15 protein-coding genes are annotated in these 21,039 nt (G+C 43.6%); 4 read left to right on the forward strand and 11 right to left on the reverse strand.

The window, feature by feature from the left end:
* Positions 1 to 128: 128 nt before the first annotated feature.
* Positions 129 to 1,568: a chitinase gene (locus tag NH462_RS13795; protein ID WP_253106082.1), complete on the reverse strand. Its 1,440-nt coding sequence runs from the start codon at positions 1,566 to 1,568 to the stop codon at positions 129 to 131.
* A gap of 206 nt (positions 1,569 to 1,774) precedes the next feature.
* Between NH462_RS13795 and NH462_RS13800 the strand changes: the two genes are divergently transcribed.
* Both NH462_RS13800 and NH462_RS13805 read left to right on the forward strand, forming a co-directional pair.
* Positions 1,775 to 2,332, forward strand: a complete 558-nt coding sequence (locus NH462_RS13800) for a GNAT family N-acetyltransferase (protein ID WP_253106083.1) — start codon at positions 1,775 to 1,777, stop codon at positions 2,330 to 2,332.
* 1 nt (position 2,333) lies between these two features.
* Positions 2,334 to 3,668 carry an FAD-dependent oxidoreductase gene (locus NH462_RS13805; protein ID WP_253106250.1) on the forward strand — a complete coding sequence of 445 codons (1,335 nt, stop codon included), beginning with the start codon at positions 2,334 to 2,336 and terminating at the stop codon, positions 3,666 to 3,668.
* Positions 3,669 to 3,709: 41 nt separating this feature from the next.
* Here NH462_RS13805 and NH462_RS13810 read toward each other — a convergent pair whose 3' ends face one another.
* The 10 genes from NH462_RS13810 to NH462_RS13855 all read right to left on the reverse strand — a co-directional run bounded on the left by NH462_RS13810 (position 3,710) and on the right by NH462_RS13855 (position 16,477).
* Complete coding sequence (locus NH462_RS13810) at positions 3,710 to 4,396, reverse strand: porin (RefSeq protein ID WP_253106085.1); 687 nt, start codon at positions 4,394 to 4,396, stop codon at positions 3,710 to 3,712.
* A 348-nt stretch (positions 4,397 to 4,744) separates the two neighbouring features.
* Positions 4,745 to 5,431 (reverse strand): porin family protein, encoded by a 687-nt coding sequence (locus NH462_RS13815; protein WP_253106088.1) that lies wholly within the window; start codon positions 5,429 to 5,431, stop codon positions 4,745 to 4,747.
* Positions 5,432 to 5,676: 245 nt separating this feature from the next.
* Positions 5,677 to 6,372 carry a hypothetical protein gene (locus tag NH462_RS13820; protein ID WP_238322863.1) on the reverse strand — a complete coding sequence of 232 codons (696 nt, stop codon included), beginning with the start codon at positions 6,370 to 6,372 and terminating at the stop codon, positions 5,677 to 5,679.
* A 163-nt stretch (positions 6,373 to 6,535) separates the two neighbouring features.
* The gene (locus NH462_RS13825; RefSeq protein WP_017217673.1) at positions 6,536 to 7,519 is read right to left on the reverse strand and encodes an HD domain-containing phosphohydrolase; all 984 of its coding nucleotides are present in this window, start codon (positions 7,517 to 7,519) and stop codon (positions 6,536 to 6,538) included.
* Complete coding sequence (locus tag NH462_RS13830; RefSeq protein WP_253106090.1) at positions 7,519 to 10,797, reverse strand: MHYT domain-containing protein; 3,279 nt, start codon at positions 10,795 to 10,797, stop codon at positions 7,519 to 7,521. The genes NH462_RS13825 and NH462_RS13830 overlap by 1 nt, the downstream gene beginning before the upstream one ends.
* Positions 10,798 to 10,975: 178 nt before the next feature.
* Entirely contained in the window at positions 10,976 to 12,043 is a 1,068-nt protein-coding gene (locus NH462_RS13835; protein ID WP_253106093.1) for a lipocalin-like domain-containing protein, read from the reverse strand.
* Positions 12,033 to 14,486 (reverse strand): ABC transporter permease, encoded by a 2,454-nt coding sequence (locus NH462_RS13840; protein ID WP_253106095.1) that lies wholly within the window; start codon positions 14,484 to 14,486, stop codon positions 12,033 to 12,035. Before NH462_RS13840 ends, NH462_RS13835 begins: the two co-directional genes overlap by 11 nt.
* A gap of 4 nt (positions 14,487 to 14,490) precedes the next feature.
* A complete protein-coding gene (locus tag NH462_RS13845) occupies positions 14,491 to 15,147 on the reverse strand; it encodes an ABC transporter ATP-binding protein (protein ID WP_253106097.1) in 657 nt (218 codons plus the stop codon).
* 108 nt (positions 15,148 to 15,255) lie between these two features.
* A complete protein-coding gene (locus tag NH462_RS13850) occupies positions 15,256 to 15,948 on the reverse strand; it encodes an SDR family oxidoreductase (RefSeq protein WP_253106099.1) in 693 nt (230 codons plus the stop codon).
* 142 nt (positions 15,949 to 16,090) lie between these two features.
* Positions 16,091 to 16,477 (reverse strand): STAS/SEC14 domain-containing protein, encoded by a 387-nt coding sequence (locus tag NH462_RS13855; protein WP_239360301.1) that lies wholly within the window; start codon positions 16,475 to 16,477, stop codon positions 16,091 to 16,093.
* Positions 16,478 to 16,647: 170 nt separating this feature from the next.
* On the opposite strand from NH462_RS13855, the gene NH462_RS13860 reads away from it, so the two are divergent.
* Positions 16,648 to 17,451 (forward strand): putative porin, encoded by an 804-nt coding sequence (locus tag NH462_RS13860; protein ID WP_010370000.1) that lies wholly within the window; start codon positions 16,648 to 16,650, stop codon positions 17,449 to 17,451.
* 144 nt (positions 17,452 to 17,595) lie between these two features.
* Positions 17,596 to 20,847, forward strand: coding sequence for a S41 family peptidase (locus NH462_RS13865; RefSeq protein ID WP_253106101.1), 3,252 nt, complete (start codon positions 17,596 to 17,598; stop codon positions 20,845 to 20,847).
* Positions 20,848 to 21,039: the final 192 nt, after the last annotated feature.

Raw genomic sequence — 21,039 nt, forward strand, 5'->3', positions numbered from 1 at the left:
AAATATTTTTTGCGATGTCGATACTGATTGTTGTAATCTGCATTTGGTCTTCTCCCATTTTGATTGTTTGCAATTCAATCATGGCACACCGATGCCGAGTGTGGGAGGAGACCATTACATCAGGTTATTTAATTAACCGCTAACCAAGGACCCGAGCCATCGGCAGTTGGGATATTTCCTTTGGTCCACCACTTGGCTTCGTAGATCACACCATTGTAGCTCGCTCTATCACCTTTTAAGTAAACCTTGTCGGCATCCCAAGCAGGTACACCATCAACAGGCGGTTCAGTCGGGTTGGTTGGTAAGTCATCAACGACACGAACTTCAGGCCAGCTTGCGTGTGATTGATAAAAGTTTGTCACGCATTTCTCGTAGTCTCCCGGCACAAGTGCGGAATAAGCTGTTTGATACCCCACGAGTTTGCACTCAAATGAATAACCTCCTGGGCGGTCTGCATAATAAGCCCAATCACCTTCCCAGTTGGTGTAAAGGACATCAGTCGCGCCGTCGAGGTTTAAGCTGCCGTATGGTGTTTGCTGCCAACAGGTATTTTCTTCATCAGCTTCAATGGTGATGTTGTAATAATGCGAGAGTCCTTCCCAATAACGAATGCGGTTAACGGGCTGACCTTTGTCTTTATTTTGCGCGCCGCATTCAATCCCCCCATTGATAATATTAATCGTGGTGCCAAAGCCATAACCAATCCCCGCCTCACTTTCACGCAATGATGGCGTCCAAGTTCTATCAATAACGTGTAACATTGCAGGTTTTGGCGCTTGCGGCGTTAAGAAAAACCAAATTGCAGACGCTAAATTTAGCCAAGAGTCTGCTACTAAACCTGGGTTGTTTAAAAGCACCGTTGCATCACCATTAAACATAACTTCACTAAATGCGCCATAGTTGAAGTGATATGAAAGCTGCTTAGCGCCTCGGCCAAAATATCCTTGCCCTGTCCCGCATGGCCAGCGGCGGTTCTGCCAGTCATTTTGTCCACACCCCGTAGTATAGCCAGCCTGCCCTTCTGACCAACCCATTTCACGCACATGAACCAATGCTTGTTGCCACTCTTCTAACCCAAGAGGATTATCAGAAGTGTTGTCTTTGGCAATATGCCCCCCCGTTTCTTGGGCAAAATGCGCAAATGCAGTCACGATTGAGCGTTTACAGATTGCGTCGGCGTCTCTGCCATCAGTATAGTCGCCACAAAATGCGGGAAACTTACCAATAGCACGCAAAAAGCGCGTATAGGTGTATTCAGGCGCCGCCATTTGCGTCAGAAATTGCCACTGAGTTTGACCAAATACCCGCTCAGCTCTTTTTACATTATCTGGATTACTGGCAAGCCCAGGCGCAATGGCCTCTACAACGGCATTATCTCTTGTTTCCAGTGCTTTTGACCAAATCGCATACATAGGGTTATTGGTCTTCGCGCTCTGGGCATTATCCAACTCTATTCGAGAAACAATATAACCATTGGGGTTTTGTGGATCGGGTTGCGGACTCATGCCCATCACTTGACTTGCAGTTATGGCAAGCGAAACTGCGGTCGCTAATTTTAGACTGTTCATACTTTTCCTTTACATGTTGTTGTTAATAGTGGAACCCACCAATTCAACAATTATTAACAAAATGACATCGCTGTCAAATTTTGTTCACTTTTTATTCTTACAACACATGTAATAACGTTTACTCAAATCGATGAACCTTAGCGTTTTTGGTACATAATCTAAAGTGGTATGCTAGAACCTCACCGTAAATAACAACAGAGCAGCCTATGAAAATTATTCCTTTACAACCAGAACATTTCGAGCGCGTTATCGCACTTGGTAATCTCGTTCATGGTGATAATTATCTTGATAACGCAGGCATTGAACAAATGCGCCAAAAAGGCTGTAAAGACGGTATAAATGCTTCCTTTGTTGCCCTAAACGATGAAGATGAGTTACTCGGCTTCAGAACGTCATATAGTGCCGGACAATGGCCTATAGATAAGTGGAGTTCACCGTCTTTGTGGCCGGTTGATCAAAATGATATGGCATATTTTAAATGTATCGCGGTGTCACCGAACGCACAGGGCCAAGGTATTGGACCCCAATTACTAAAGCACGCAATTACAGCATTAAAACAACAAGGCGCGAGAGCTGGCGTTGCTCATCTTTGGAAACAAAGCCCAGGTAACGGTGCCGTTAAATACTTCACCAAAGCCGGTGGCAAACTGATCAAAGTCCATGATGATAAGTGGCTAGATGACTGTATCTATCACAGCTATGTTTGTACTATTTGTGGTACAGAATGTCACTGCCAAGCAGCAGAAATGGTATTGGAGTTTTAAGATGTCAGGGTTTGATCCTCTCACTCAGCCACATTGCCAAGGCCAAGCTTTTGCCAATAGCTACTGGGCTGCAACCTGCCCTTTAGGTACCCCCAACCCTTCGCTAGATAAACCACTACAAGTAGATATCGCAGTGATCGGTGGCGGCTTTACGGGCTTACTTACCGCCTACCATTTAGCTACCACTCATCATCAAAGCGTTGCCCTATTTGAAGCCAATCAAGTAGGCTTTGGCGCGAGCGCGAGAAATGCGGGATTTGTGCTACCAAGTACGGGACGGCTTGGTTATGCGCAACTGGCCAAAAAATATGGTTTGGATGTCAGTAAATCCATATATCAAGAGTATAACAACGCCGTTGCTTTAGTGCGAGAACATATCGACGGCAATCACATTGATTGCAACGTGCAAGCATCTGGGTATTTGAAAGTTGCACACAATCAGCAAGCATTTTCGCTACTAAAAGCGCAGTCCGAATTTCTCACTGCAACCTTGGGTAGCAAGAGCCATCAGTTACTGTCTCGGCAACAACTGACCGAAACCTATATGCACAACCAGCAAGGGTTTGGCGCATTGCGATTTGACAACGCGTTTGGTGTTCACCCGTTGAAACTGTTACTAGGTTACAAGGCATTAGCTCAGCAAGCTGGTGTGCAACTTTATGAAAACAGTCTGGTCACCCGCCACCAGAACCAAAATGGCAACCACCAGCTCGAAGTGAACGGCCACAAAGTCTCAGCAAATAAGGTAGTGATCGCAGCGAATGCCTATGCTCAGCGACAGTTTTCACCGTTAACTCAAGGGCGTTACTTGCCTATTTTAAGTAGTATTATCGTGACTGAACCACTTAGCGATGAGCAACTCGCTGCCAATGGCTTAATCACAGAGCAAGTCGTCATGGATACCAGACGGCTTAAATACTACTATCGTCGCCTGCCTGACAACCGTATTTTGTTTGGTGGGCGAGGCGCGGTGTTTGGCCATGATCAGGACAATGCAAAATATCAATACAACTTGCGCTCAGCACTTAACGATTGCTTTCCTAAACTCGATGTTAAAGTTGATTACTTTTGGAGTGGTTATATTGCCGCCGCGCTTGATGATCTTCCCCATATCTACAGCGAAAACAATACCGGGTATGTACTTGGATATTGCGGCTCAGGTGTAGCGTTTAGTGCTCAGGCAAGTATTCGACTTGCTGAAAAATTAATGGGTCTTAAAGTCCCTAATTTACCAATCTATACCAAGCCACTACCTAAGTTTCCGATGCCACGATTACGGAGAGTAGGTCAACTCGCGTATTACCAATATGCTCAGTTGATGGATAAATTCGCTTAGCAAATTAAGAAGGTGCGCCCATCACGCACCTTTTTCAACGACTAAAAGCTATAGCGCAGATTAAAACCAACGTTGTTGTACACATCAGCATTTCTATAGTTTAGATTTGCAGAAATATGATCAGTAAAATGGTAGCCAATCTCAGCAAGGTATACAAAACTACTTTCTCCTTCCTCACCATTGATGCGTTCAAACCCAATACCGGTCTTCGCATCGAATGAGTCTACCGAGAGCGCATAAGCCAATTCAAGATGATAAAGATCGGCATCGTTGTTAGCTGATACGTCAATTTCATTTCTATAACGGTATTCGCCGTTGATAATATATTCCACTTCCGCAGTTGCATCCATTTGCAACTTGAGCCGAGAATAACCACCATATAAATCCAGCGATGATTGTTCTGATAGTTGAAATTCATGACCCACTAGTACAGTAAATTGTTTCCAGTCTGTATCAACTTTTGTTTCGATTATTCGAGCGCCAACGCCACTAGCGATATCATTTTGCTGACTGTTTTTATCACTCGATATTATATAGGTACCCTGTAAGTAAAATTGGTCGAAGGATTTTTTTGCGCTCAGCGCCATCCCTGTTGGCTTTATTTCACTCAGCTCTTTAATTGAGATTTTCCCATAACCTATCTCAACGTAATCTTTTGATTGTGCGAAGCAACCTGAGCTTACCAAAGCTACTGAAAGGCAAGCAGCTAACTTAACTGTAGAATTCATGATCATCTCCTTATCTATCTACATAGTAAAGGTCGGAGCATAACAAGGTTTTGTTGCACGTTTAAGTGTTTCTAGAATAAAAACACTTTTAATATTAATTTATTTAACCTGAGGTTTGGATAAGGAATGAACTAACTAATTGGTATTACATGCTGGGTGCGATGCAAAAAGCTTAATTTGATAGGAAAATCCGAAGAGATGAACACGAATGTCAAAGAAATAATAGCTTGGTGTTAACAGGTATAGTAGCGAAAGTTTGGATTAGAACATGCATTTTGCTTTAGATGCAATTTCTACTAAAAGAAACCGCATCTTATCTAGGGTCTGCCGACCTTAATAACCGTAATATCAGAAACTATATCTTAGGTTTACACCAAAGTTATCGTATTCGTCTGCATTTCTGTAGCTAACATTAGCCGAGATGCTGTCGGTAAATTGGTAACTCAGCTTGGCAAAGTATACAAAGTTAGTTTCGCTTTCATCATCTTGAATACGTTCTAGACCAAGACCAACGCGTGCATTCAGATCTCCGAATGAATGCTCGTAGGCAGCTTCAATATGGTAATGATCGCTCGTGTCACTCTCTTTATCAGAGAAGCTGTCTTGATAACTGTAGCCATCGTTATAAGCAATATCTGCGATGCCTGAGTAATCCAGTTCTAATTTGTATCTAGAATAACCACCATATGCATCGACGAAGCCAGCATCTGTTACATCAAACTGATGACCAACTAAAAGAGTAAGATAGTTTAAATCTGTCTCAACTTTAACCGTTGTTTCTATATTTGCGTAATAATCGCTTTCGATTGAAGTACCTTTAAAGTCATCACTTAATGCAGCATAAGTACCTTGAAGATAAAAGCCGTCAAATGCCTTGTTTACCGTAACTGCGATACCCGTAGGCTTGAATTCATCAACGCCATCAAGCGTGATTTTTCCATAACCTAGTTCAACGAAGTCTGTTGAGTTTGCTAGGCTAGCTGTTGATGCAAATAATGCAGATACTAATGCCACTTGCTTTAAAATTGAATTCACGATCCACTCCATCATTCTCGTATTTAATTCGTGGCGCATGCTACGGCAATTACATATAAATACAACTAGAACCCAAAATAAATACAAAATGACTTTGTAACAAAGTTTGTTACTATTAATCAAACCGTTAACTTGCTCGAGTGCAACTCAGTGTCGTAAACCAAGCGGAAGAAAATTAGCTAGGCGCTTTAGGTTGGATATCATGCCGTTCACAAAAAGATTAACGGCATGACAGGGCATTGTCGTCAGAAGCTATACCTCAAATTCAGACTGAGGGTATTGTAGACCTCAGCATTTCTATAGCTCACGTTTGCGGAAATATTATTGGTAAAACGATATCCAACCTCTGCCAGATACACTAAATTATTCTCACTTACATCATCCTGGATCCGCTCAAAGCCAACACCTACCCTAAAATTAAGGTCTACATGTGTATAGTCATAAGCAGCTTCTAAATGATAATGATCACTTGACTCATTTTCCCCTTGGTCAAGAAATAATATAAGCTCTTTATTGGTGTAACCATCATAGTACGTCGTATTGACTAAGCCTGAATAAGCTACCTCCAATCTATGCCTAGAATAACCGCCATAAATATCAATAAGGCTATTATCATTCAAATCGAACTGCTTACCGGCCAATAAGGTATAAGTTCTAGAGTCAACATCGAAATCTAAAGTGGCTAATACGTCTTCTTCTGCACCATAAACTAATCCGGTAACCGCGACGTCATCAGCCATCAGAGCAGAAGAACCTTCTAGGTAAAGCCCACCGAACTCTATATTTGCTGTAATGACAAAGCCTTTAGGCTCAATCTCACTGACGTTATCGAACGCTAACCGACCAAATCCAAGCTCCATAAAATTTGTTGAGCTGGCGATGCTAGGTAGTGAAGCTAACATGGCGGTAAGACTTATTGCCATAGTTGAAACTGAATTCACAATCGTATCCTTGTTGATAGTTCCATGGTTAGAACCCAATATAGATACAAATTATTCGTATAGCAAATGCTTTACAATATGAGAACTTAAAAATGCCTTACTACTCCCTCTCTCTACGCTCACAAGCATTAATCTTCAATTAGCCAACGAAGATCAACTCCCCTCAGTCATACTGCGCTTTAATCTTTAGGATTTCTGGTAGGTTTTCATCGAGTAATTCAACTAATTTTGGGTCAAAGTGCTTACCACTTTCAGAATGAATGAAGGCTAATGCCTTTTCAATAGGCCAAGCCTCTTTGTATGGGCGCTTTGAAGTAAGTGCATCAAACACGTCCGCAAGCGCACAGATCCTCCCTTCAAGTGAGATTTCTTCCCCCTTTAATCCTTTTGGATAACCGCTTCCATCAAATTTTTCGTGGTGCTCCATGGCCATTAAATATGCAAGCTTGACGAGTTTTGAATCAGAGTCCGCGAGTATATTTGCACCCAGCTCAGCGTGTTGTTTCATCACCTCATACTCTTCGGCATCTAAACGTCCGGGTTTCAGCAAAATGCTGTCGGCAATACCAACCTTGCCAATATCGTGCATCGGGGCGGCGAGCATCAAATCTTCCGCATACGCTTCCGGTAAACCACAAGCTTTAGCAAGCACAAAGCAGTAGCGGCTCATTCTTGCAATATGTTGGCCTGTTTCATTGTCTTTGTATTCCGCTGCCTGACCGAGCCGCTGCATCAATTCAACGTATGCACTTTTAAGCTCAGTAGCACTAACTAAAGACAAGTGCGTCTTCACTCGCGCTCTAGTTATAGCAGGGCTGATAGGCTTTGTGATGTAATCAACACCACCTAACTCAAAGCCTCGAGCTTCGTCAAACTCTTCACTCAAGGCGGTCACAAAAATCACCGGGATCCTCGCCGTGGTAGGGTCTTCTTTTAATTTGGAGCAGACTTCAAAACCTGTCATTTCTGGCATCATAACATCGAGTAAAATTAAGTTAGGTAGTTCTTTATCTACTAGCTCCAGCGCCAACTTTCCTGACTTTGCAAACTTCATACGATATTGATTGCCCAGCGTTTGCTTTAGAATTTGCAAATTTGTCGCTTCATCGTCAACAGCTAGGATCAGAGGCTTGTGGTCATTTATCATTACACATCAGTACTCATTAATTGTGCGAGAATTTCCTCCGCACGTTCAAATTCAAAATCATCCAATGCATGTTTCAACGCCTCTACCTGGCTTCGGTAAGTAAGGGGCGCACTCTCTAACAATGCGTCAAGCACATCATCCTCGACTTGCGCCTCATCTATCATCTCTTTTACTTGTGGCAAGTTTTGCTTAAACAAAAAAACGTCGCCCTCACTCAACGCGTTGGTCACGACTTCTTCATCACTCAGACCAACCACGTCGTCTAGTTTTTCAATAATGAGCGCCATTTTGGCTCTCAAGCGCTCGTCAATTTCCTTTTTACGCTCTATTTGCTCTAGCAGAGCAAATAGCGTCTCCAAAGCCAGGTTTCCGGCAACGCCTTTGATGGTATGAATGCTCTGTAGCACATCATTCGTAAACTGACCTTCGTGCGCAAAGAGCGCTATCACTTCTTCTCTTTTACCTTCCCAAAAACGCGCCAGTTCTTTTAAAAACCGAGCCTCACTGCCCCACAGGTTTATTGCTCTAGCTCTATTTATAAGCTGTTTGTTGCTGGTTTGCCTTACTCCAATCGCCGTATGAGCGATATTGATATTGAGCGTCTCAGCAATAGTGCGAGTTAAATCTTCTATCACCACTGGTTTTGACGCAAATGCAGCCATACCAGCAGCTTTTGCAGCGGCTCTGTCCTCGCCCAACACACTCGCGGTCAGTGCAATTACCGGTGTCTCTTGTTGCCTATTTTCTCGTTCATATGCTTTGATAGCACGCGTCGCCTCAAGTCCATCACAACCCGGCATATGAATATCCATTAGAATAAGATCGTATTGTTGCGCTTTTGCTTTTTCGATGGCCTCAAGCCCATCTCCTGCGACCTCTATACTATGACCTTGCTTTTCAAGTAATAAGCTCAACAATTCGGTATTTTGTTGAATATCATCGGCAACCAAGATATTTAATGGGGGAAGTTCGACATGAACATCTTGCGCTATTGTGAATGCCGCGATTTTCTTAAGAGGCACTGTAAAGTAGAAAGTAGACCCTTTTCCAAGCTCACTATGAGCCCATATTTTTCCACCCATTAACTCGACTAGCTGACGGCTAATGGTCGTCCCAAGACCTGTGCCACCAAAGCGGCGACTCATGCTCTCGTCGGCCTGCTCAAAGGGGTTGAAAATAGAATCTAGTCTATCGTTGGCAATCCCTATACCTGTGTCTGCAATTTTAAACAGTACATAATCGTCATGGGATGACTCAACACTAAGCTCTACACTGCCCTGTGCAGTAAACTTAATGGCATTACCCAATAAATTAACCAGTACCTGCCGTAAGCGGTCTGAAGCACCATGATAAGTTTGATGCAAACTGTGACTCATCGTGAGCTCTAGTTTTAAGCCCTTTTTCTTTGCTTGATACCAAAACGTCGATACCACGTTGTCGAGTAGCTCAGAAATACAGAAATCATTCTCAATCAGGTCGAGCTTGCCTTGGTCCAGCTTAGCGGAGTCTAAAATGTCATTAAGTAAATGCAGCAGCGCCTTTGCACTGGTAAGTATCGTATTTACATGCTTACTTTGATCGGGCTTCAGCTCAGACTCTCTCAGTACTTCACTAAATCCTAAAATGGCGTTCATCGGCGTGCGAATTTCATGACTCATGTTCGCCAAAAATGCTTGCTTGGAAGCCGCTGCGCTTTCAGCGATGCTTTTCGCGGCACGTAGTTCGTCTTCCATGTTCTTGCGCTCGCTAATATCAAGTAATACGCCCGCAATGCCCTCAACTTTACCCGCTTGATCGTATTCAAATGAACCTTTATCCAGCACCCACTTGGTATGGCCTGACTTGTGTAATATTCGATATTCCTGCGAGTAACTCGCTTTGCCGCATTGCAGTGCTTGTTCAACCACATCGTGCGTTAAACTTTTGTCGTCTTCAATAATCAAGCCAGCAAAATGAACTTGCCCAGAAATAAACTCCTCTGCTCGATAACCTGTAAGCTGCTCGACAATGGGACTTACAAACGACATTGTCCATTCGCTATCTATCCGGCAGCGAAACGCCACGCCAGGCATGTTATTTAATAGTGTCCGATAACGCGTTTCCTGCTCAATCAGCGCTTTTTCCATTTGCTTTTGGGCTGTTAGATCAGTGATAAAACCCACATAAAATGCGCTTTGGTCTTTTAGCTCAACCTCTCCTATTCCCAATCGGATAGGCACCAGATGCCCTTGCTTGTGTAGCGCCTTGATTTCACGGCCAACCCCTTTAAATTGTTCAAGGTAAGTGCTGTCGAATGATACTTTCGTTTGCGCTTCTTTAGGTAAAAACACCGCAACATTGCGACCAAGCGTTTCTCCCTCAGACCATCCTAAAATTCGTTCAACTAACGGGTTACAGCTCTTAATGATACCGTCACCATTGATGGTGATGATCCCGTCAACGGCCGTTTCTAGGATCGCCGCAAGCCTAGATTCATTAGCGGCTTTGTCTGCAGCCACCGAACGGTACTTGCTCGCGGTATGAATAAGCGCAGATAAAGCACTAATGATCATACTGACAGCTGCAATAAACAATGCAAGTGACTGTGTGTGCTGATCTTGCATTTCTTGGCTAATTATTGGTGAATCAGATACAAATTTTGCCGCCTGCATGCCCGTGTAATGCATTCCCGACACCGATGCCCCAAGCGCCAAAGCACCTAAACACCTCACAATACTGATATTGTTGTCGCTGACATAATCGCGCAGCTTACTTCTCGTTTGAATAGCGATGAAAGCGAGTGACACCGCAACGATAATTGATAAGCCAAAAAGTGTAGGGTCATAACCCAACATAGGGCCAAGCTGCATGGCTTCCATACCGCTATAGTGCATGGTGCCAATTCCGGCTCCCAAAATGACAGCGGCGAGCCCCTTAACTGAAAGTGTGACATTTGGTCGAGTTATCAAATCAAACGAAACCCAACAGCCTAAGAAAGCGGGGAAGATAGACGCTGCAGTAAGCCAAGGATCGTAATCCACTTCTACACAGAGTGAGAACGCCAGCATCCCAATAAAGTGCATACTCCAAATACCACCTGCCATGGCAACAGCACCGCCAAATTTTGCGAGTCGATTTATACGGCTATTTTGGTTTTGCTCAGCAAAGTCGATCTGGATAAGCGTAAAAAATGAGGCAATAACAGCCACAAGCACAGATAACGCCACAAGCATAGCATCATAAGTTCCGTTGAGTAGCAACTCTGGTGCGGGATCGGTTACAAAAAACGTATTTAACATAGCAACACAGATAGTAAGATATTCTTAGAGTCTAGCTTTCTAGGACTGAGTTTGACAGAAAAAAGCGCTGTCAAAACAAGATTTCAGGATAAATTCATCTTTATTGTGAGCTAGTACTATCTCACTAGGAAATTTAACGACAATATAGGTACAAGTTAATCGATATAGCCAATGTGGGCTATTCGTATCCGACTAGCTCAGCGTACCCTTCACCGGTATAGCCGCCGGACACTTTTACTCTTCCTTCCCAATACGGGATCGTCAGCTGGTTTCTCGCATCACGATTGATACTTTCTATCAGAATAACAGGACTGTGCTTTAGTCGTAATTGCCATTTAAATGGATAGCTTACTCCATCTAACAAAACCTGCTCCAAAACACTTAATTGAATATCCTTATGCGCTATTTCTGTCGCGCTACCCTCAGCTGTAATTTCAGTGCCTCGGCAATCTTTGTAGACTTGTTGGCTATCACGAATACAAAATACCATTAGTGCACCATTCGATCTGTCTTGACTCCGAATGCTAAACCAGTCCCAGCCGCGTTGTGATTTACTGATAAATGAGGAAGACCATTCTCTATCGAGCCACGCGTCACCGCTGACTTGATGTGTTGCACCTTGAAAAGTAAGCTCACCCGAGACGCTTAAAAAAGGATAGCTGTAGTACATGGAGGCATGGCCGTCGGACGTTTTTTCACTGTAGCCATTCTTCCCATGTAGCACCATTGGGCTTGTGTTAAGTGTTAAACTAACACGGCTGTTTTCTTCCTCAGCATGAAGCGTTAACGGAAAAAATGTTTCCGTCTCACTGCGCAAATACCAATTATCTAATTGCGTGATAAATGGGTCTGCTTGAATTTTTACTTGTCCTGCTCTGCCATAACGTTCGAAGGCTTGGTGCCTTGTATTATCTTGAATTGCAAAATGCGCAAAGTATAACTCACCATCCCACCATGAACTGACATATTGACCGCTGACAACTGAGGTTCTAAATAACGTCCATTGAGCACCAAACTCTTGCCCTGAATCACTTTTTAAGTTTGCAGTAACATACCACCATTCAATGCCTTGGTCCGGATGACTGCCGTGATCAAGTGGAAAACTTAACTGATATGAGGGAGAGACCGGATCGCCTAACTCAAGATTGAAAAAATCATTTTTTGAATTAGAGACTTCTGATAATTCCGGTGTGCAGCCGACTCCCACGATTAACAGTAATAAAACGATAAGATAATTAGTCTTCATACAACAGATCCGCAGTATCGTAACGACTCAGTTTGAGTAGAGGTAGTACACTAACCAGCAAAGCTAAACCAAAAATTAGGGTGATCAAGACTACGATCTCAAGATAAGGTAATAGAAAAGGGATCGTCCAACCGAAGCCAAATGGCATCACAAATTTAAGCAAGATCCACCCGAGCATTCCCCCAAGTATTGTCGCCAGCACTAAACTCACAAGCAGAATAACGGCGCTTTGCCCTAATTTAATGGCAAATGCTTGCCAAGTTGTAACGCCTAATGTTTTTAAGATGGCCAATGGTTGAATTTGCTTGGCGCCGAGTGTCAGTAATGATACCCATAGCCCAAATAACGCGATAGCAACTATCATTAAATTTAACGCGTGTGTTGCATAAAACGTATGTTCAAACAAACGCGTAGCGTATTGTTTAAAACGCTGATTTTGAACCACTTGAGAGTCGTTTAAATGAAATCGCTGCATGACCTTTTGCTTAAATAAAGCGGTATCAATATCTGGCTTCAAAACAATTGAAAAACCATATGCTTCATAGTTAAGCCCAGCGTTTTCAATTGCGTCATTCACGACGACGAATACCGCACGCTGCTCGCCATAATCGTAATAAAAACCCGTTATCTCACAGTTAATATGCTTTTTGCCTTGCTGCAACCGAATACGCTGACCCAACTTTACGCCATACAATAATTTGCTTGGCTCGTTTGCAAGGCACCCAATCACGTTCTTATTCACATCATAGTAAAGCACTTCATTATTAGGAGGCGATCCCGAAAGTAGCGTAAGATTGTAGTGATGTTCTCCAGAGCGACCGAAGCTTATCAAACTCGCAGGTTGGGGATCTCGTTGATGTGTGCTCAGACCATAACTTATCTCTGCACGCCAAAATACACCGACCTTGTCGATATCCTGTTGACTTAAAAGCCATTGATATTGCACATCAGAGACTTCGCTAGGCCTCACATATAGATCTGCGCTAAGGCGGCCATCTAAATGGATCTGCAAAGCTGAACTAAAACTGCTCACCATAATTTGCAACCCTACGGAAGTGCCAACCGCAAGCAATACGGCATAAACACTGATTGCAAGCACTCTGATCTGCTCGTCACTGTCTGCTTTCATCCATTTTACTAATGGATGCTGAGTTGGAATACCTTTAAACGCGGCTCGTAGTACCAGCGGTGTTATCATAAAAAAGAGCAACAGTAAGCAAACGCACAACCCAAGCGCATGAAATGGCGCTTCGCTACCAAGATAAAAATACCCAGCGGCCACAGCCAGTAGACTTCCACTCACTATTTTACTCTGCCAAGATTTATAAAAAGTAAGAGGCTTTACTTGGCAATAGGCCACGCTAGCAAGTACCAAAAGGTTTAACACAAATGCTTGCAGCACGACTAACCAACTGAAATTAACCGGTAAACGTCTATCTAACGCGAATAAGCTCTCTAACGCCATTGAGATCTCACTCACCAATAAGTTCGCCCCCAAGAAAGCCACACCTGCGCCCACCAGTGCAGCAATTAAACTTAAGACGAGCACTTCAATGACTACCGCTGCGACTACATTTGCTTGAATACATCCGAGTAGTGTGAGTTGCTGATGTAGTGTTTTTCTTGCGTGCAGACAAAGCTTTATGGCGTTAAAACTTAAAAAAGCGCCAACTACGTAGCCTAGGAATGCAAGTGCTTGCAGGTTGAAGAAAAATGCCTTCGACAACGAGTCGAATGACTGTGCTTGTGCATTTTGCAGCTGAGCTTTGTCACCAATAATCTGCCTAACCTTTGTCTCATCCAATACTGCATTTGAGATCTCTATATAACTTATTCGACCCGCTGAATTCAGTAAATGGTCAACTAATGCAATATCGGCTAATGCGGTATCACCAGTCAGTTCCGATAAAACAACGAAGTGTACATCCGTATCAAGAAGCTTGATCACTTCATGCCTACTGAGCGACAACTGTTGAGCCATCGTGCCAGATACGTAAATTGTATTAAATCCAAATTGTAACGGTGCGGTTTGATTGCCTGACGTACCTCCCTGTGATTGCGCTTTAGGCACAGATAACCATTGCAAAGTATTAACCCCTTTGATGCGAAGCCTATTCCCGCTCGGCAGGGTAAGCACGCCTTCCAAAACTGGCTCAGCAGATACGACTCCTGCGCTTCGAAGCGCCGTCCATACATCGGCAGTCAACATCTCGCGGCCTACGCTTGGCCGAACAAAGTGACTAATAGGATTGTTAATAAGTGCGCTGGTTTGCTGATAGCGATCTGTTGCTTCTTGATTTAGTCCTCGAATTGAGCCAAGCAAAGCACTACCCAAGGACAAGCCAAAAACGAATAGCAAAAACAACCAAAGATGCCTTTTGTAGAACTGGATAAAAACAGTAAGTATCAGCCTAATTTCTGATAACGCGCTCAGCCGTTCCATCACTTTAGCCATAAGCACGGTTATTTTGAATGGTGACTTTTCTATCGAGGCTGTCAGCAAGGTGTTGGCTGTGTGTAACCATAAGCAAGTTAACGCCTTGCTCTTCGCACAGCTCACGCAGAAGTGATACCACTTCTTCGCTTTTCGCAGCATCTAAGTTGCCCGTCGGCTCATCGGCCAGCAATAACTTAGGCTTGTTGATCATGGCACGTGCGATACCAACTCGCTGCTGCTCACCACCTGACAATTGCTGCGGCAAGGCTGTTAATTTATGCAAAATCCCTAAGCGCTCAGCCAACGCTTTAACATCGCTTTGCTTTGGGTTCAATTGATTGAGCTGTGCTTGAAAAACGATATTGTCGTAAACAGATAAAGGTGCAAGCAATTGATAGTGCTGAAATATCATCCCCAAACCACGACGGTAGAGCGCCAGCTCGGTATCATTAAATTGAGTAATATTTTGCCCATCAATAACAATGCTGCCGCTATCAGGCCTTAATAAACCACCAATCAGATGGATCAGGGTAGTTTTACCCGACCCGCTATCTCCAACAATCGCGACCTGTTCTTTAGCGGCAATACTGAGGCTAAGCTTATCTAATACAGCTCGATTCACGTCACCATCACGACGCGTGAAGACTAAATTTTGCACTTCTACCACTGTATGCACATTCCTTTACTACTATGTGGGCACTACTCAATGCATCTGTCTCGTCAAGTAGCCAGAATCTTTTATTTCTCGTGTAAGCACAGATTAGCTATCGTTTAACTACCAAGGAATAGCATCACCGCTATAGTCGTAAAAACCGCCGCTTTGTGCATCCACAAAATGAGATAACACCGAATAGATCCCATTTGCAGACTCGTCAGGGGTAATTAACGCATTAGGGCCACCCATTTCTGTTTGGACCCAGCCAGGATGAATAGCGACGGTGCGGATCCCTTCACCCAGTAAATCATTTGATAGGCTTTTTACCACTGAATTTAGTGCAGCCTTAGAGCTGCGATAGATATAGCCACCGCCTTTAGTATTCATGGTGTGACTACCTACCTTAGAAGAAATGGCCGCAAAAATCTTTTCATTGCCGTTGCAAAGATGGGTGTAAAATAGCTCTGCGAGTCGCATGGTGGAAAATACATTAACCTCCATCACTTCTCGCCACGCTTCTATATCTGTTTCACCAAATGCATAGTCTTTCGGCCCATAAATACCCGCATTGTTAATAACAATATCGATGGCAACAGGGGCTAGCTTCTCGCTTAATTCTTCCATCTGGTCGAAATTGGTCACATCTAAAGCAAATACTTGGAGCTCAGGAAAAGTAGGCGCGAGAGAATTGAGTTCTGAAGCAATAAGCGGGTCTCGACACGTTGCTAACACGTGCCAACCAGCCTGCAGATAGGTTTTAGTTAACGCAAGTCCAATACCGCGGTTTGCACCAGTGATCAGTATTTTTTTCACAGTTGAAGCTCCTAAGCCGTTATGACAAAAGCCAATGGTGTAAATTCACTATACTGATGATAGGTTGAATAATCCACTTTTTGCACACGTGACTAGCGTCTCGAGTCACAACATATAAATCATGAATTTAATTCAACTTCAATCATTCTCGTTCATTAAGCCAATTCAATGCATCTCCTTTATCATCAAAATACTTCACTTTACCAGTAACAAACCAGTTACCTATTGTTGCAGCAAGTCGATGCCAGTTTTTGCCGCCATATATTGCTACTTTGGCAAATTCAGTGCTATGCTCAAAGGCGAGTCGGAAGTCATCCCACATGGCCCTTGGCTCCCAGCCCTCAAAATCAGTCGCATCAAGAAATGCATAGATCTTAGGCGTTGTTACTGCTTTAAGTGCACTCTCGATTATTGGTGTAATAACAACATAATCTTCATGAGTGAGTTTACCTGTAGGCTTAAGTGTGAGATAAATATCATCTCCAAAGCGCTCAGTGCCTATTGATATACCATGGAATGAATTCGTCATGTTCTCTTCCTTTATGTTTATCTCATAGATAAAAAGCATAATTAAGTCTCAGTTTTTTTGCCAATATCCAAACTTTTTTCATTATTGTCAGCTTCCGTTCAGATTTCTAATACTACCATGCGCGCCGTTGAGTCGATGTAGCTCAATATATGGAAATTAAAGGGATGACTATGAAAAAACTACTATCTATCGCAGCTGTTTCACTACTTGTTTCAGCAGCAGCTCAGGCTAACACTGGTAACGTACAAAAAGAGTGGTTCAACACCGCTAGTTACACAGATTATGACTATGATGGCTCTGACAACCGCGCACTGATGCTTTCTTCTCGCTATTTCTTCGCACCTCAAGAATCAGTAGGCGTATGGGATGACTTTGGCTACCTTGATACGGACAGCAATGTAGGCGTAAGTTACTTTAACGATGATTATTCAAATGCTTTCTCAGCTGGTGGTGAAGGCTTTATCACTAAAGAATGGTTTGTAACTGCTGGCATCGCAGATCTTGGCGAAGCTGACGACCATTACTTTTTCGGTTTTGGTTACCTTTACAACGACAACCTAAAGCTAAGCATTCGCCAAGAAGAGTTTGAAAACGGTGATACTACTTGGTTCAAAGCTGAGTACAACCACGAACTAAATTCTACAGATTACATCGGTTTCACAGTTGAAACTGAAGACGAATTTGATTACCTAAACCTAAGTGCACGTTACTTCATGCACGTTGGTGGTGACAGCTACTTCACAATCGATGTAGAGCACAACCGTATTGATACTGATGGTTTTGACGACAACGTAACAAACGTGCTCGCAAACTACTACTTCACTCGCAACTTTGCGCTTGGTCTAGGTTCATATGATTCAGACTTAGCGGTAGAAGCTAAATACTTCTTCAACGACACTTACTACCTTAAAGGCAGTGTAGTTGACACAGACGGCGGTGAAACAAGCAACCTAACTTTTGTTGCTCAGTTCTAAATCAACACATGATTGAGGTACATCTGTACCTCCCCCAACTACTCAACACCTCTTCGCGACCACACTCCGCGTTGGGGTGTTTTTTCACATTTTGAAACAAGCTACTCATCTAAATTGGGTGCATTTCGCTTATCAATCGTTATTATGTATCAAAATAATAACGGAAATGCCTATATTATGATGAAGATAAAAACACTCGTGCTCGCCATTGCTGCGGCAGCCGCGCCTTTTGTTTCAGCGTATCAGACCAAAGATACCCGCCTACTCCGCTTTCCAGATATTCACAAAGATAAAGTCACTTTTGTGTACGCTGGCGACATTTATATTGCCAATACCAACACAGGTAAAAGCCAACGTCTGACTGACCATATTGGTTTTGAGACTTTCCCTAAGTTTTCTCCTGATGGCAGTAAAATCGCTTTTGCCGCTGAGTATAATGGCAGCCGTCAAATCTACGTGATCAATGCTGACGGTTCAGGATTAAAGCAACTGACTTATTACAACGATGTTGGGCAAATGCCACCTCGTGGTGGGTTCGATTACCGTGTAATGGATTGGACGCCCGACGGCAAACATATCGTCTTTAGAGCAAACCGTACTCCATGGGGCAAACGTATGGGTCGCCCTTATATGGTACCGGTAGAGGGTGGACTCGAGCAGCCGCTGGCTATTCCGGAAACCGGCGGTGGCATGCTTTCTCCAGATGGTAGCAAGTATGTTTACACACCAATCGACAGAGAGTTTAGAACCTGGAAGCGCTCTCGTGGTGGTCGAGCACAGGATGTTTGGATTTATGACCTTGAAAACAATACATCTAAACAACTCACAACCGACAAAGCAACCGATCAGCAACCAACTTGGGTGAATGACAGTATCTACTTTGTGTCTGATCGTGACTACACGCTCAACCTTTATAAATATCGAGATGGCAAGTCACCGGTTAAAATGACTGACCACAAAGACTTTGACGTGCTGTGGCCATCAGCCGGACCAGATGCCATTGTCTACGAAAATGGCGGTTACTTATATCGCTTTGACGAAGCGACAAAGACAACTAAAAAGCTAAAAATCGATGTTGCTGGTGTGCGTCAATATGCCATGCCATATAGTAAAAACGTTAGCGACTTTATTGATTCTATGGATATATCACACGATGGTAAGCGCGCATTGTTTACTGCCCGTGGTGAGCTATTCTCAGTCCCAGTAAAGCAGGGGCCGACTCGTAACCTCTCTTACACGCCAGAGGGCCGTGAAATTGAAGCAAGCTGGTCACCGAATGGCCGTTATATTGCCTACATGAGCGATAAAACAGGTGAATATGAAATCTATCTAAAAGATAGAGCAAATAACAACAAAACCATTCAGTTAACCGACAATGGTACCATCTGGCGCTTTACGCCAATTTGGTCGGCTGATAATAGCAAACTGCTCTTTGCAGATAAAAACCACACGCTATGGTGGGTCGATGCGAAATCTGGCGATATGCATAAAATTGACACCGCCAAATACGACGAAGATGGTCTAACCGAATATACTTGGTCACCAAACAGTGAAGATATTGTTTTTGTTAAAAACAACGAGAACCGCTACGCTTCACTTTGGCACTATAATATCAAGGATAAAAAGGTCACTCGACTGACTGACAACATGACCAGTGAGCGTAACCCGACTTTTTCACCTGACGGAAACTACATTTATTTCACTTCTGAGCGCGACTATAACCTTACCTTTAGCAGCTATGAATTTGATTATATGTTTAATAATGCCACGCGCATTTATAGCGTTGCGGTGAATAGTCAGATCAAGCCGCTTAATGCCTTTGAAAGTGATGAGTTAAGCATTCAATCAGACGAAGAAACGAAAAAGGACAGCGACAAACAAGAAAATCACATTGAGGCCAACGGCTTTATGTCACGGGTTATATCACTCTCAGCCCCAGCTGGTAACTACAGTGCACTCACAGGTGTGGAAGGGGGCGTACTGACCTTAACAGGCGGTGCGTTAAAGTTACTCGGCACCGAGCCGGATAGCAAACTAGAAACCGTCGCCGAAGGCGTAAGCAGCTATAAAGTTGCCGCTGGTGGTAAACACCTGATCGCTCGCGCTGGTAACAACTTCAGTGTAATTGCACCAAAGCCAAAACAAGATTTAAAAGCCAGTCAGCTTGATTTATCTAAGATGGCACTGAAAATCGACCCGCAAGTTGAGTGGCAACAAATGTATGTAGAAGGCTGGCGTACCTTACGCGACTGGTTCTACGACGAGCATCACCACGGTCAAGATTGGGATACTATCTTGGAGAAGTATCAACCACTTGCCAGCGCTGTCGCACACCGTAGCGACTTAGACTATGTACTTAGCGAAATTGCGGGTGAAATCAACGCAGGTCACATTTACGTACAATCTGGTGATGCCCCAACAGCCGAGCGCAAAAAGCATGGTTTACTTGGCGCAGAAATAAGCGCTCATCAGTCTGGCTACGTAAAAATTGAGCGTATCTACAAAGGTGAGAACTGGCATGAAGACTACCGTTCACCACTCGATGAAACTGGCGTGAATGCCAATGTAGGTGATTACATCATCTCGGTAAATGGCCGCTCGGTAAAAGACGTGGTTAACTTTTACGAGCTACTTGAAAACACCCAAGGCGAGCAAGTTGAGCTGGTATTGAGTAAATCACCAAACGCTGATGATAGCTGGAAAACCACGGTAAAACCTGTCGCCAGCGAGCAAGGCTTACGTTACATGGCATGGGTTCAATCACGTGCTGACTACGTGGATAAACTATCAAACGGTAAGATTGGCTACGTTCACCTGCCAAATACTCACTATGATGGTAATCGCTCGTTATTTAAAAACTTTATGCCACAAACGAGCAAAGATGCGCTGATCATCGACGACCGTTATAACGGCGGCGGCTTTATCCCTGAGCACATGATCACTTGGCTTGCTCGTAAGCCACTTAACTATTGGAAACGCCGTGGTGTTGAACCAACAAAAACACCTTCGTTTGCACACGATGGTCCAAAAGCCATGCTTATCAATGGTTATTCAAGTTCGGGCGGTGATGCTCTACCTTACTACTTCCGTCAGGCGGGCCTTGGCAAACTGATTGGTACTCGCACTTGGGGTGGTCTTATCGGGATCTCAGGCAATCCAAGTCTTGTTGACGGAGGTCAGGTTATCGCTGCAACCTTCCGAATACTAGATAACCATGGTAATTGGATCATCGAAAATGAGGGCGTAAGCCCTGATATCGAAGTGATCGATAGACCTGAACTTGTTCATGCAGGTAAAGATCCTTCTGTCGAACGTGCGGTGAAAGAGCTACTACAAGAGTTAAAAGATAGCCCGAAGAAAACACTGACAGTGCCTCCTGCACCATCTAAGTTCTAATTATTGTAGAAATATAAAAGGCTGGACTCTCAGCCCTTTATATTTTCGAACAATCTCAATATCTGTCTTTATGCGATTGTCAGGGTAAGAGCTTACTTCGTTAACGACCATTAACCAAAGATAAGTTCTGCCCTGAATTCATCGTCAAAGCTGGTCCGAACACACTTGCCCCAACCAGCGCCTCTGACAGTC

Source organism: Pseudoalteromonas sp. OANN1, from assembly GCF_024124685.1.
Taxonomy (GTDB): Bacteria; Pseudomonadota; Gammaproteobacteria; order Enterobacterales; family Alteromonadaceae; genus Pseudoalteromonas; species Pseudoalteromonas piscicida.

What these genes read in the sequence shown, in the direction of transcription:
- NH462_RS13835 (WP_253106093.1), bottom strand. Translation starts at nt 12,043, where the DNA reads ATGAAGACTAATTATCTTATCGTTTTATTACTGTTAATCGTGGGAGTC.
- NH462_RS13800 (WP_253106083.1), top strand. Translation starts at nt 1,775, where the DNA reads ATGAAAATTATTCCTTTACAACCAGAACATTTCGAGCGCGTTATCGCA.
- NH462_RS13795 (WP_253106082.1), bottom strand. Translation starts at nt 1,568, where the DNA reads ATGAACAGTCTAAAATTAGCGACCGCAGTTTCGCTTGCCATAACTGCA.
- NH462_RS13825 (WP_017217673.1), bottom strand. Translation starts at nt 7,519, where the DNA reads ATGATAAATGACCACAAGCCTCTGATCCTAGCTGTTGACGATGAAGCG.
- NH462_RS13840 (WP_253106095.1), bottom strand. Translation starts at nt 14,486, where the DNA reads ATGGAACGGCTGAGCGCGTTATCAGAAATTAGGCTGATACTTACTGTT.
- NH462_RS13810 (WP_253106085.1), bottom strand. Translation starts at nt 4,396, where the DNA reads ATGAATTCTACAGTTAAGTTAGCTGCTTGCCTTTCAGTAGCTTTGGTA.
- NH462_RS13855 (WP_239360301.1), bottom strand. Translation starts at nt 16,477, where the DNA reads ATGACGAATTCATTCCATGGTATATCAATAGGCACTGAGCGCTTTGGA.
- NH462_RS13860 (WP_010370000.1), top strand. Translation starts at nt 16,648, where the DNA reads ATGAAAAAACTACTATCTATCGCAGCTGTTTCACTACTTGTTTCAGCA.
- NH462_RS13865 (WP_253106101.1), top strand. Translation starts at nt 17,596, where the DNA reads ATGTATCAAAATAATAACGGAAATGCCTATATTATGATGAAGATAAAA.
- NH462_RS13805 (WP_253106250.1), top strand. Translation starts at nt 2,334, where the DNA reads ATGTCAGGGTTTGATCCTCTCACTCAGCCACATTGCCAAGGCCAAGCT.
- NH462_RS13830 (WP_253106090.1), bottom strand. Translation starts at nt 10,797, where the DNA reads ATGTTAAATACGTTTTTTGTAACCGATCCCGCACCAGAGTTGCTACTC.